Raw genomic sequence first — 12,327 nt, 5'->3', positions numbered from 1 at the left:
ATCGCCCGGCGCGCGGTCCAGGGCCACGCACGTCAGCCGGGCCGTGCACGTGCGCTTGCCGCTGTCCTCGGTCATCACGATCTCGAACGTCGACGTCGACCGCCCCACGTGCAGCGGCGTGCACACCGCCGTCACCAAACCCTCGCGGGCCGCGCGGTGGTGCGTGCACGACAGCTCCAGCCCGACGACCAGCTTCCCCTCCGGCGCGTTCAACGCCGCCGCGATCGAGCCCAGCGTCTCCGCCAGCACCGCGCTCGCGCCACCGTGCAGCAGGCCGTACGGCTGCAGGTTCCCCTTCACCGGCATGGTCGCGACCAGCCGGTTCTTGTCCCAGTCCGTCACCTCGATGCCGAGCTTGTCGGCGAGCAGCTGATCGGCCACTTCCGGGCGCAGACCGGGGATCTTCGACGGGTCAATCGTGCTCAAGGGGACCTCCGCTGGGTGACGCTGGGTCGACCGACCCCGACTCTCGGCAAAGCTGTCAGTGCCCCAGCCTAGACTCGCGGCGTGCCAGCGCAGACCGAAACCCGACCGCTCCCCGCCACCACCGCCGAAGCCCGCCGATTGCTGTTGATCGACGGGCACTCGATGGCCTACCGGGCGTTCTTCGCGCTGCCCAAGGAGAACTTCTCCACAGGCACCGGCCAGCACACCAACGCCGTCTACGGCTTCACCTCCATGCTGATCAACCTGCTGCGTGACGAGGCCCCCACCCACCTCGCGGTGTGCTTCGACGTCTCCCGCAAGACGTTCCGCAGCGAGTCGTTCCCCGACTACAAGGCCAACCGCAGCGCCAGCCCGGACGAGTTCAAGGGCCAGGTCAGCCTCATCGAGGAAGTTCTCAACGCCCTCTGCATCCCGAAGCTGGCCAAGGAGAACTTCGAGGCCGACGACCTGATCGCCACGCTGACCACCCAGGCCGTGGTCGACGGGTTCGACGTGTTCATCTGTACCGGCGACCGAGACGCGTTGCAGCTGGTCAACGAGCACGTCACCGTCCTGTACCCGGTCAAGGGCGTGTCCGAACTGGCCCGCTACACCCCCGACGCCGTGCTGGCGAAGTACGGCGTCACCCCGGCCCAGTACCCGGACTTCGCGGCCCTGCGGGGAGACCCGAGCGACAACCTGCCCAAGGTCCCCGGGGTCGGTGAGAAGACGATCACCAAGTGGATCCAGCAGTTCGGCTCGCTCAACGACCTGATCGACCGGGTGGACGAGGTCAAGGGCAAGGTCGGCGACTCGCTGCGGGAGAACCTGTCGGCGGTCATGATGAACCGGCAGCTCACCGAGCTGGTCCGCGACGTCCCGCTTGACCTGACCCCTGGCGAACTCGCTGTGCGCGCGTGGGACCGCGACGCCGTGCACCGACTGTTCGACGAGCTGGAGTTCCGTGTCCTGCGCGACCGGCTCTTCGCCACCCTCACCAGCGCCGAGCCGGAGGCCGACGAGGGCTTCGAGGTCAGCGGCGGCGCCCTGGAGGCAGGCGAGCTGCCCGGCTGGCTGACGAAGCACGCGCCGAAGGGCACGCGCATCGGCTTGTCGTTCAGGGACGACCAGGTCGGCGTGTCCGGCCAGGCCGTCGAGCTGAAGGCCGTCGCGCTGTCCACCGCCGGCGGTGAGGGCGTCTACGTCGACGTCACCGCGCTGACCGAGGACGACGAGCGCGCGTTCCGCGACTGGCTGGCCGACCCGGACATCCCCAAGCTCGCCCACGACGTCAAGCGCTCGCTGCACGCCCTGCGCAACCGCGGCTGGTCCCTCGAAGGCCTGGCGACCGACACCGCGCTGGCCGCGTATCTGGTCCGCCCGGGGCAGCGCACCTTCACCCTCGACGACCTGGTCCTGCGCTACCTCAAGCGCGAACTGCGCGTCGAGGACACGGCGGGGGAGCAGCAGCTGTCCCTCCTGGATGAAGAGGGCGACGACGACCGCAAGCTCGCCGCCGGCGAGATCCTGCGTGCCCGCGCGATCGCCGAGTTGGCCGACGCGCTCGACACCGCTCTGCGCGACGCGGGCCAGTACACCCTGCTCGGCGACATGGAGCTGCCGCTGCTGCGTGTCCTCGCCGAGTTGGAAGCGGCGGGCATCGCCGTCGACACCGAGAAGCTCAGCGAACTGGAGTCCCACTTCGCCGCCCGCGTGCGCGACGCCGAGCAGAAGGCGTTCGCGGTCATCGGCAAGGAGATCAACCTCGGCTCGCCGAAGCAGCTGCAGGTCGTCATCTTCGACGAGCTGGAGATGCCGAAGACCAAGAAGACCAAGACCGGCTACACCACCGACGCCGAAGCGCTCACGACCCTGTACGCGCAGACCCAGCACCCGTTCCTGGAGCACCTGCTCGAACACCGCGACGCGATGCGGCTCAAGATCACGGTCGAGGGCCTGCTCAAGTCCGTCGCCGACGACGGCCGCATCCACACCACGTTCAACCAGACGATCGCGGCCACCGGTCGGCTGTCGTCCACCGAGCCGAACCTGCAGAACATCCCGATCCGCACCGAAGCCGGCCGCACGATCCGCGACGCCTTCATCGTCGGCGACGGCTACGCCGAGCTGCTCACCGCCGACTACAGCCAGATCGAGATGCGGATCATGGCCCACCTGTCGGGCGACGAGGCGCTGATCGAGGCGTTCAACTCCGGTTTCGACTTCCACGCCGCCACCGCCGCCAAGGTCTTCTCCGTCTCGCCGACCGAAGTCACCGGCGAACAGCGCGCCAAGATCAAGGCCATGAACTACGGCCTGGCCTATGGCCTCTCGGCGTATGGCCTCTCGCAACAGCTGCGCATCTCCACCGAGGAAGCGCGTGGTCTGATGGACGACTACTTCGCCGGCTTCGGCGGCGTGCGTGACTACCTGCAGGAACTCGTCGGCCTGGCCCGCAAGGACGGCTACACCGAGACCATCTTCGGCCGCCGTCGCTACCTGCCCGACCTCACCAGCGACAACCGCCAGCGCCGAGAGATGGCCGAGCGGATGGCGCTCAACGCCCCCATCCAGGGCAGCGCCGCCGACATCATCAAGGTCGCCATGCTCCACGTCCAACGCGAACTGGTGGCGACAGGCCTGCGCAGCCGGATGCTGCTCCAGGTCCACGACGAACTCGTGCTCGACGTCGCCCCCGGCGAACACGAAGCCGTGGAAGCGTTGGTGCGCAAGGAAATGGGCGGCGCCTACGAACTCCGCGTCCCCCTGGACGTGTCCGTCGGCTTCGGACGGTCCTGGAATGAGGCAGCGCACTAGCGTTCAACGTCACAGCGCGGGTGGTGGCGGGTATTCGCCGAACTAGGCTGCGCCGGTGGATTTCTACGAGGTAGTTGGCAAGCGGCGCGACGTGCGCGCCGAGTTCACCGGCGCACCCATTGCCGACGAGGTGCTGCACCGCGTCCTGAGCGCGGCGCACGCCGCGCCCAGCGTCGGCATGAGCCAGCCGTGGGACTTCGTCCTCGTCCGCGACAAGGACACCCGCGCCGAGTTCCACCAGCACGTCCACGGCGAGCGGGCCGAGTACGCGGCGACCCTGACGGGGGAGCGGGCCGAGACCTTCGAGCGCATCAAGATCGACGGCATCCTGGAGTCCACCCTCTCCGTCGTCGTCACCTACGACCCCCACCGCGGCTCGCCGTCGGTGCTCGGCAGGCACGCCATCGCCGACGCGGGTCTGTACTCGGTGTGCCTGGCCATCCAGAACCTGTGGCTCGCCGCCACGGCCGAGGGCCTGGGCGTCGGCTGGGTCAGCTTCTACCGCGAGGAGTACCTGCAGGGGTTGCTGGGTATCCCGCAGACGGTGCGGCCGGTCGCCTGGCTGTGCCTCGGCCCCGTGGACCGGCTGCAGGAGGTGCCCGACCTGGAACGTCACGGCTGGCGCAGCCGGACACCACTCGACCAGGTGGTCCATCTCGAGCGCTACAACGCACACACGGGCTGACTCCTCGGTAACCTCGGGGATTCCCCGAAGGGAGACGGCGATGGCGGTACGGCGAGCGTTGGTCCTGGGCGGCACCGGAATGCTCACACAGGTCACCAAGGGCCTCATCGCAGACGGCTGGCACGTCGTCCTCCCCAGCCGCCGCTACGCCCCACTGACCGCCGAGGGAACCGGCCGAGCCCTGTGGGTGGAAGCCGACTGGTCCTACCCCGAGCGCTTGGCCGACCGGGCCGCCCGCGCCCTGGGCGGCCCAGCGGACCTCCTGGTCGCCTGGATCGAGAGCCGATCACGCGTGCCGGTCCTCAAGGCAGTGGCCCGACTCCTCACCACGGACGCCCCGGTCGTCGAGGTCCACGGCCGCTCATCGGCCGACCCGGTCGCAGGCTGCCCGGACCCGGTGATCACCGACCACCCGACACAGCAGGTCGTGCTGCGCCCGGTCACGGACCGAGGCACCTCCCGCTGGCTCACCCACGCGGAAATCGCCACCAGCGTCACCGACGCCATCCACCGAGGCCTGGATCGACGCCCCTCCGGCATCCACCAGGTCGGCGGAGTCCACGTCAGCTGACCCGCAGGCCACCTCCGGCCGCGTCTGCCGGCCATACTGTTCGGCGATGGGTGACTACTGCCTGCCGGATGACCCCCAACTCGGCGAACGAGCACGACGAGCTTGGACCGAGATCGTCGCGATGCCCGCTGAGACCGACCTTCCGATGATGAGCGCGCGTCTCTCCTGCACGGTGATCGCGCATGCCGAGCACAACCATCAGGTGCGGATGCGACTCAGCCTCGGTGACACCTCGTGCACGCCAGGCCGAACACTCTGCTCGCTGGGCGCCGTGACCGCACCGCACGTGTGGCCCGCGCGTGGGCTCGAACCCACGCGCGGGCATCCGGCTGCTACTCGCCGCCGTCGTCGTCTCCGCCTTCGAAGGCGTCGCCGATCATGTCGCCGATGATCATGCCGCCGACAAGTCCGGCGGCGGCGCCGCCGATGGCGGCTCCCATGCCGGGGCCGCGTCGCTGCTGCCCGTACCCGTGTTGACCGTGCTGGTCGTAGCCGTGCTGGCCGTAACCAGGCTGTCCGAAGGCGGGGTTGCCGTGGCCGCCGAAGGCGTTGTGGGCGGGTCGCCGGTCGGTGATCTGCTGGAGCCAGCCGCCGATGGTGTCGGCCCAGTCGGTGTCCTCGGCTTCCTGGTGGGACAGGTGGAAGCGGCCGAAGGTGTCGCCGCCACCGTGGAACCCGCCTGCGCGTTTGTCGGCTTCGAGGATGACGTGGAGGTGGTTCGGGTCGGCGACGAAGGTCAGTTCGACCTCGTTGACCGTGTGGGCGAACTGGGCAGGTGGGAAGAACTCGATTTCCTGGAAGAACGGGAGTTCCTGGCGGACGCCGTGCAGGTGTCCGGCTTCGACGTCGGCTTTGCGGAACTGGAAGCCGAGTTCACCGAACGCGTCGAGGACACGGTCCTGCGAGGGCAGGGGATGCACGAGGACGGGGTCGAGATCGCCCTTGTCTGGCGCCCCGGAGATGACCAGGTCGGTGCGCACGCCGACGGTGACCCCGGGCAGCGGGTTGTTCCCGACCGCGGTGATCGGGGTCTCGAAGGGCAACGGCAGGCGGAAAGGCAGGTTGAGCGGTTGCCCGGCGGTGACCCGAACGTTCTGGTCGACCACGAGCCGGTGGAACTCGGTATGCGGGTTGTGCCCGTGCGGGGTTTTCACGGCGGTGACCAGGGTGAGCACGATCTGGCCGACCTCGGCGTCGGCGCTGCCGCCCTGGACGCGGACCTGCCCGGTGATCACCTGCCCCGGCACGGCGTGCGGTGAGTCGAGAACGGTGTCCACGGATGGTCCTCCGACACCGAAGGCACTGAGCATCCGTTTGAACATCGGCATTTCCTCCTGAAATGGGTGAACAAACCCCCGACGCCGGACGGCGCGGGATGAGGTCAGGGTCAGCTGGGGGTGTCGGTCTCGTCGTCGAACTCGCCGATGAGTTCCTCAAGCAGGTCCTCCATCGTGGCGATGCCCACCACCGCGCCCCCGGTGCCCGCCGCGACGAGGGCAAGCTGAGCGCGGCGCTCGCGCATCGCGGTGACCGCCGTCGCCACGGGCAGGTCCGCGGCGAGGGTGACGGCCTCGCCCATCAGCTCACCGGCGGTGGGGTCGGCCCCGGTCGCGGTGGCCCGCATGGCCTCCCGGATGTGGACCAGCCCGACGAACCGCCCGCTGTGGTCGGTGACCGGGAAGCGGGACCGCCCGGTCAGCAGGCTCTGGCGTTCGATCGCGCGGGCGGTGATGTCCTCGTTGACGGTGACGGTCTCGTCGACCGGCACCATGACCTGGTCGACGCGGGTGTTCTGCAAGGCCAGCATGCGGGTGAGCAGGCGTTGCTGGCCTTCGGCGATCAGGCCGTGCTCACCGGACTGGCGCACCAGCATCCGCAGATCGTCCGGGCGGTGGGCTTGGGCGAGTTCGTCCTGCGGGGTGACCCTGACCGCGCGCAACAACGCGTTGGTCACCCCGTTGAGCGCGGCGAGCACCCAGCGCACCAGGTGGGCGAACCCGCGAAACGGCAGCGCCAGCAGCAGCGCCGAACGTTCCGGGTGCGAGATCGCCCAGGACTTAGGGGCCATCTCCCCGACGACCATGTGCAGGAACACCACCAGCGCCAGGCTGATTCCGAACGCGATCGCGTGTGACGCCCCGGCCGGGAGGCCGAGCGCGAGCAACGGGATGTCGAGCAGGGCGGCGACCGCCGGTTCGGCCAGCGCACCCAGACCCAGCGTGCACAGGGTGATCCCGAGTTGGGCGCCTGCGAGCATCAGCGACAACTCGCGGGTCCCGGCGACAGCAGCGCGGGCGGCTCGGCTGCCCTCGGCGGCGGCCTGTTCGAGCCGGTGACGTTTCGCCGAGATCAGCGCGAACTCGGCCGCGACGAAGAACGCGTTGCCCACCAGCAACGCCAGTGAGGCGATCAGCGACCATCCGATGCTCATCGGCCCACCTCCTGGGCGTCGTCGGGTGCAGCGCAGACCAGGACGGTCGCGGGGACATGTCGGGCGATGGTCATGACCCGCACGCTCACCAGGCGCGGCGCGGGGGGCACGTCCTCGTGCGAGGGTGTCGCGACGAGCAACTCGACTTCGTCACCGACCTTGGGGACGCGCCCGAGGTGCAGCAGCACCAGACCGGACACGGTGTCGTAGTCCTCGTGCTCGGGCAGGGCGATCCCCGTGGCGTCGGCGATCTCGTCGACCCGGGCCCGGCCGGGCACCAGCCAGGCCCCCTCGCCCCGGCGCTCGATGACGGCCTGAACTGGGTCGTCCTCGTCGTGGATCTCCCCGACCAGCTCCTCGGCCAGGTCCTCCAGGGTCACGACTCCGGCGAACCCACCGAACTCGTCGACCACGCATGCCAGCTGCCGGTGCTCGGCGCGCAGCCGCTCCAGCACGGCGGGCAGCGGCAGCGTCGCGGGCACCATCACCGCCGGCGTGGCGATCCGTCCGACCGGGGTGTTCGGGCGTTGTTCGGGTTCGATGGTCAGCACCTCGGCCAGCCCGACCACCCCGACCAGGTCGTCCAAGTCGTTCCGCACCACGGGAAAGCGGGAGAACCCGGTGTCGAGCAGCTCCACCACCCGGGAGGCGGGTTCGTCGACGTGGATGGTGCGGACCGCGACCCGCGGGGTCATCGCCTGTTCGGCGACCAGGCCGCGGAAGTCCAGGCCGCGGTCGAGCAACTGGGTCAGCTCGGGGTCCAGGTGACCTTGGGCTCCGGCTTGGCCGAAGATGCGTTCCAGGTCCTCCGGGGTCGCGCCCTGCGGCAGCTCCTCCACCGGCTCGATCCCGACCGCGCGCAGCAACCGGTTCGCCGCCGCGTCGAACAACCGGATCAACGGCCCCGCGACGTTCAGATACACCAGGGTGGACCCGCTCAGCGCCCTGGCCAGCGGCACCGGTTTGGCGATGGCGAGGTTCTTTGGCAGCAGTTCGCCGAGCACCATCTGCACCACGGTGGCGAACACCAGCGACACCGCCAGGGACAGCGACAGCGCGGCGGCCCGGTTGAGGCCGGCGAGGCCGAGCAGATCGGCCAAGCCGGTGCCCAGGAGAGGTTCGGCGACGTAGCCGACGAGCAGCGCGGTCACGGTGATGCCGAACTGGGCGCCCGAGAGCATGAACGACAGCTTCTGCGTCACCTGCAACGCCCGCTGCGCGGGTTTGTCGCCGGTCTCGGCCAATTGCCGCAGCCTGCCCCGGTCGACCGCCATGTAGGCGAACTCCTGGGCCACGAAATACCCGGTCGCGGCGGTCAACACCAGGGTGACCACCAACCCGGCGGCGATCAACACGGCGGACACCCACCCGGACGGGCGGGATCGGTCACGGCGGAGGCGCGGGTGGACCTGATCAGCCGGGCTCGCCCCGGCCGGGTACTACACCCATCGGCGTCGATACACACAAATCCGACACTATCACGCAGCACTGTATGGTTGAGGGCGGCCGACACACCCCAGGCGACGTGCGAGGAGGCTGCCCGTGGCCGACACACTGCTGCGCATCGGAGAACTCGCCACCCAAGCCGGAGTCAGCACCCGCACCATCGACTACTACACCAACCTCGGACTCATAGTCCCCGCCGAACGCACCCCCGGCAACTACCGCCTCTACGACCCCACCGCGGTCGAGCAGGTGAACACCATCCGCAGGCTGGAAGCCCACGGCGTCAGCCTCGACGAGATCGCCACCGCCCTGCGCACGCACAACGCCGACGTCCCCGCTCTGCTGCACCGCCTCGATGATGACCTGCGCGCCTTGCGCGACGTGGCGGAGTCCACCGCTCCGCACGCGCACGGTCTGCTCGCGGCGATCACCGCGCGCGCCCAGTCGCTGATCACCACCGCGCTGGAGATCAGTCAGCACATGCCCCCGGGATAGACCCCGGGTATTCAGCCCGTGCCGCGCAACCCGCGAACCAACATCAACACCGAGTCCCGTACCTCTTCCCGGCTTCGCTCCGGCGCGAACACCTGCCAGTCCAGCGCAACTACCAACACCGTCCCGAACAACGCCGCCGACGCCGTCGGCACCGCGACCCCAGGCGGCAGCTCCCCAGCGTCCGCCAACCGCTGCAACTGCGCCCGAATGATCGAAGTCACCTGGGTCCGGGCGGTGAGCCCGCATGACGGTTGGTTAGCGCAACTTGTTTCGAGGGGGACCGGTCAGCGCAGGGCTGCGGCGGGGCGAACTTCCCACACTGTCCACAGGGGACGGTACCCCTGGCGGGCCCAGAACACCGGGGACAGCGGATTCGGCGGGTTGTAGTACAAGAACGACCCGACCGTGCGCGGGCTCAGTTCAGCGTGCGCGACGGCCATCAGGGCCTGCCCGACGCCCGCATGCCGCGCGTCCGGTCGTACGGACAGGCAGTTCACGTAGCCCCAGCGGCCGTGCCGGACCCGGGTCTCGGCCCAGGAGCCGGGGACGGAGTCGGTGTGCCAGCCCTCGGCGTGCCCGACCGCGACCCCGTCGCGCTCGGCGAGCCAGATCGGGTCACCCTGCGTCAGGTGCGCACGCAGCGCCGCCCGCTTCACCGCGGGCGCGTCCGGCCGCGGCACCGCGCCGCCGACCTGCGCCGAGTACGCGACCTCGGCCAAGGCCGACTTGACCAGCACGTCCAAGTCCGCGCGGGTCGCCCGGCGGACCGCCACACCCGGCGTCGGCTCGCGCGCGGGGGGCGGCGCCGTCCGCACGGCCAACACCGAGAGCGGGACGAACCCGTGCGCCAGCAGCGCCTTCGCCGCCGCCGCGTCGCGGCTCGGCCAGGTCACCACGCAGGCGGTGTCCGCGCTGGTCACGCCCAATTTGCTGGGCCAGGCCCGCAGCAGCGGGTCGAGAGCGTCACCGTCGGTCGCGCCGAGCAGCGGGTGCAGCTCGAAGACCTCGAACGCCGACCACAGTGACTGCGGCGTGCCCGGCTGGATGAGCGTGCGGGTCAGCACCGCGGACACCTGCTCGCCGTCGGGCAGGGCGGCGGTGAGCAGGTCGCCGGGCGGCGGGTCCACCGCGGCCGGGAGCAGGGGGTCCAGGCTGGCGAACCGGGTGGACTGGGCGCGCAGGAGCGCCGCCGTCACCGGCGGCACCGGAAGATCGCCGTGCCGGGGAACAGCTCACCGCGCAGCGGGCTCCACTGGCCCCACTTCTGGGTGTGGCCCTCCGGCCACTCCGGCTCGGCGAGGTCGAAGATCGTCAGCCCGGCCGCGGTCAGCGCGCGGACGTAGTCACCCAGCGTGCGGTGGTGCTCGACGTAGGTGGGCGTGCCCTGGTCGTCGACCTCGACGTACGGGGTCCGGTCGAAGTACGACCCGGTGACGCGCAGGCCGTCCGGGCCGGGATCGTCGGGGAAGATCCAGCGCATCGGGTGGGTGACCGCGAAGGTCCACGTGCCGCCGGGGCGCAGGACGCGCGCGACCTCGCTGAACACCGCGCCCACATCGGCCACGAACGGGACCGCGCCGAACGCCGAGCACGCGAGGTCGAACGTCTCGTCGGCGAAGGGCAGCTGCTCGGCGTTTCCCCTGATCAAAGGCACATCGATGCCGGTCGCGATGTTCGCGGCCGACGCGTAGCCCAGCATCCCCGCCGACAGGTCCAGCCCGACCACCCGCGCGCCCCGAGCCGAAAGCCACCGCGCGCACGGGGCCGACCCGCACCCGACTTCGAGGACATCGCGCCCTGAGACGTCACCCAACAGGTTGGCGTCCTCTTCGCGAAGCGATTCCGGGCACCACACGAAGTCGGCGACACCGAGGAATTCGCCGTGCTCGGCGTGATAATCGTCGGCGTCGGCGTCCCACCAGGCGATGTTGGCGGCGACCGACTCGGCCGACCCCACGTTCACCCTGGCGACGGCGGTCGTGCCGAGGGCCTTCTCAGCGCTTGGGTTGGACACCGTGACATCCTGTCACCAGCGGCTGGATCAGCATTCTCGGAGGTACCCCGGGTTTGCCCGGTCATCACGGAGCCGCGTAGGATACCGCCGCGCAGTGGTATCGCGCTGACTTGGGTTTCTGACCGCTGGGAATCATGCACGGGTCGCGCGGCGTTGTCGGTGTGGTCCTGTTCGTTCGGGTGTGCCGTCGGCGAAGATTCCGCCGCGCCCCGGAGATCGAATGCCTTGAAAACCGTAAGCCCGACCCAAACCAATCCGTACCGGAGCCACCTACCTAATGTCCACCGACACCACCATTGTCCCGGCTGTCACCGCGCCGAAGCAGCAGGTCGCCGTCAACGACTTCGCATCCGAAGAGGAGTTCCTCGCTGCGATCGACGCGACGATCAAGTACTTCAACGACGGCGACATCGTTGAGGGCACGATCGTCAAGGTCGACCGGGACGAGGTCCTGCTCGACATCGGCTACAAGACCGAGGGCGTCATCCCCTCGCGCGAGTTGTCGATCAAGCACGATGTCGATCCCGCCGACGTGGTCAAGGTCGGCGATGAGGTCGAGGCCCTCGTTCTCCAGAAGGAGGACAAGGAGGGCCGCCTGATCCTGTCCAAGAAGCGCGCTCAGTACGAGCGTGCGTGGGGCACGATCGAGGCTCTCAAGGAGTCGGACGAGCCGGTCAAGGGCACGGTCATCGAGGTCGTCAAGGGCGGCCTCATCCTGGACATCGGTCTGCGTGGCTTCCTCCCCGCGTCGCTGGTCGAGATGCGCCGCGTGCGCGACCTGCAGCCGTACGTCGGCCGTGAGCTCGAAGCCAAGATCATCGAGCTCGACAAGAACCGCAACAACGTGGTCCTGTCGCGCCGCGCGTGGCTTGAGCAGACCCAGTCCGAGGTCCGCAGCGAGTTCCTCAACCAGCTGCAGAAGGGCCAGGTCCGCAAGGGCGTCGTGTCCTCGATCGTCAACTTCGGTGCCTTCGTGGACCTCGGTGGCGTCGACGGCCTGGTGCACGTCTCGGAGCTGTCCTGGAAGCACATCGACCACCCGTCCGAGGTTGTCGAGGTCGGCCAGGAAGTCACCGTCGAGGTCCTCGACGTCGACATGGAGCGCGAGCGCGTGTCGCTGTCGCTCAAGGCGACGCAGGAGGACCCCTGGCAGCACTTCGCCCGTACCCACCAGATCGGCCAGATCGTGCCGGGCAAGGTCACCAAGCTGGTGCCCTTCGGCTCGTTCGTGCGGGTCGAGGAGGGCATCGAGGGCCTGGTGCACATCTCCGAGCTGGCCGAGCGCCACGTGGAGGTGCCCGAGCAGGTCGTGGGCGTCGGCGCGGACGTGATGGTCAAGGTGATCGACATCGACCTGGAGCGGCGCCGGATCTCGCTGTCGCTCAAGCAGGCCAACGAAGGCGTACAGGAGGGCGAGGAGCACTTCGACCCCACCCTGTACG

Annotated in this window: 11 protein-coding genes and 1 pseudogene; 5 read left to right on the top strand and 7 right to left on the bottom strand. The window is 69.5% G+C overall.

What is annotated here, in order from left to right; all coding sequences use genetic code 11:
- A partial coding sequence (locus tag ACRDSQ_RS04270; RefSeq protein ID WP_431418935.1) for a hotdog fold thioesterase occupies positions 1 to 426 on the bottom strand: 426 nt, incomplete at its 3' end.
- Between the two features lie 162 nt (positions 427 to 588).
- Between ACRDSQ_RS04270 and polA the strand changes: the two genes are divergently transcribed.
- The 3 genes from polA to ACRDSQ_RS04255 are packed head-to-tail and all read left to right on the top strand — an operon-like array spanning position 589 to position 4,499.
- Entirely contained in the window at positions 589 to 3,243 is a 2,655-nt protein-coding gene (gene polA / locus ACRDSQ_RS04265; RefSeq protein WP_431418940.1) for a DNA polymerase I, read from the top strand.
- 55 nt (positions 3,244 to 3,298) lie between these two features.
- Positions 3,299 to 3,928: a 5,6-dimethylbenzimidazole synthase gene (bluB, locus tag ACRDSQ_RS04260; protein WP_431418933.1), complete on the top strand. Its 630-nt coding sequence runs from the start codon at positions 3,299 to 3,301 to the stop codon at positions 3,926 to 3,928.
- A 40-nt stretch (positions 3,929 to 3,968) separates the two neighbouring features.
- Positions 3,969 to 4,499, top strand: coding sequence for a hypothetical protein (locus tag ACRDSQ_RS04255; protein WP_431418932.1), 531 nt, complete (start codon positions 3,969 to 3,971; stop codon positions 4,497 to 4,499).
- A gap of 332 nt (positions 4,500 to 4,831) precedes the next feature.
- On the opposite strand, the gene ACRDSQ_RS04250 is transcribed toward ACRDSQ_RS04255, so the two are convergent.
- The 3 genes from ACRDSQ_RS04250 to ACRDSQ_RS04240 all read right to left on the bottom strand — a co-directional run bounded on the left by ACRDSQ_RS04250 (position 4,832) and on the right by ACRDSQ_RS04240 (position 8,294).
- Entirely contained in the window at positions 4,832 to 5,821 is a 990-nt protein-coding gene (locus tag ACRDSQ_RS04250) for a sporulation protein (RefSeq protein WP_431418937.1), read from the bottom strand.
- Between the two features lie 65 nt (positions 5,822 to 5,886).
- Positions 5,887 to 6,930: a hemolysin family protein gene (locus tag ACRDSQ_RS04245; RefSeq protein WP_431418930.1), complete on the bottom strand. Its 1,044-nt coding sequence runs from the start codon at positions 6,928 to 6,930 to the stop codon at positions 5,887 to 5,889.
- Positions 6,927 to 8,294 (bottom strand): hemolysin family protein, encoded by a 1,368-nt coding sequence (locus tag ACRDSQ_RS04240; protein WP_431418928.1) that lies wholly within the window; start codon positions 8,292 to 8,294, stop codon positions 6,927 to 6,929. Before ACRDSQ_RS04240 ends, ACRDSQ_RS04245 begins: the two co-directional genes overlap by 4 nt.
- A gap of 178 nt (positions 8,295 to 8,472) precedes the next feature.
- Here ACRDSQ_RS04240 and ACRDSQ_RS04235 point away from each other — a divergent pair, with 178 nt between their 5' ends.
- Complete coding sequence (locus tag ACRDSQ_RS04235; protein WP_431418927.1) at positions 8,473 to 8,871, top strand: MerR family transcriptional regulator; 399 nt, start codon at positions 8,473 to 8,475, stop codon at positions 8,869 to 8,871.
- Between the two features lie 11 nt (positions 8,872 to 8,882).
- Here the strand turns inward: ACRDSQ_RS04235 and ACRDSQ_RS04230 are convergent.
- The 3 genes and pseudogenes from ACRDSQ_RS04230 to ACRDSQ_RS04220 form a co-directional block, all read right to left on the bottom strand.
- Positions 8,883 to 9,101: pseudogene (locus ACRDSQ_RS04230) on the bottom strand (TetR/AcrR family transcriptional regulator); the annotation flags it as partial.
- A 54-nt stretch (positions 9,102 to 9,155) separates the two neighbouring features.
- On the bottom strand, positions 9,156 to 10,067 hold the full coding sequence (locus ACRDSQ_RS04225; protein WP_431418925.1) for an N-acetyltransferase family protein: 912 nt from the start codon (positions 10,065 to 10,067) through the stop codon (positions 9,156 to 9,158).
- Positions 10,064 to 10,885: a class I SAM-dependent methyltransferase gene (locus ACRDSQ_RS04220; RefSeq protein WP_431418924.1), complete on the bottom strand. Its 822-nt coding sequence runs from the start codon at positions 10,883 to 10,885 to the stop codon at positions 10,064 to 10,066. Before ACRDSQ_RS04220 ends, ACRDSQ_RS04225 begins: the two co-directional genes overlap by 4 nt.
- 277 nt (positions 10,886 to 11,162) lie before the next feature.
- Here ACRDSQ_RS04220 and rpsA point away from each other — a divergent pair.
- Positions 11,163 to 12,327 (top strand): 30S ribosomal protein S1 (gene rpsA / locus ACRDSQ_RS04215; RefSeq protein ID WP_431418923.1); only part of this gene is annotated, 1,165 nt, incomplete at its 3' end.

The organism is Actinokineospora sp. (genome assembly GCF_050699995.1).
In the GTDB taxonomy this organism is placed as follows: Bacteria; Actinomycetota; Actinomycetes; order Mycobacteriales; family Pseudonocardiaceae; genus Actinokineospora.
The sequence above is the reverse complement of the archived record's forward strand: the minus strand, read 5'-3'. Positions and strand labels throughout refer to the sequence as shown.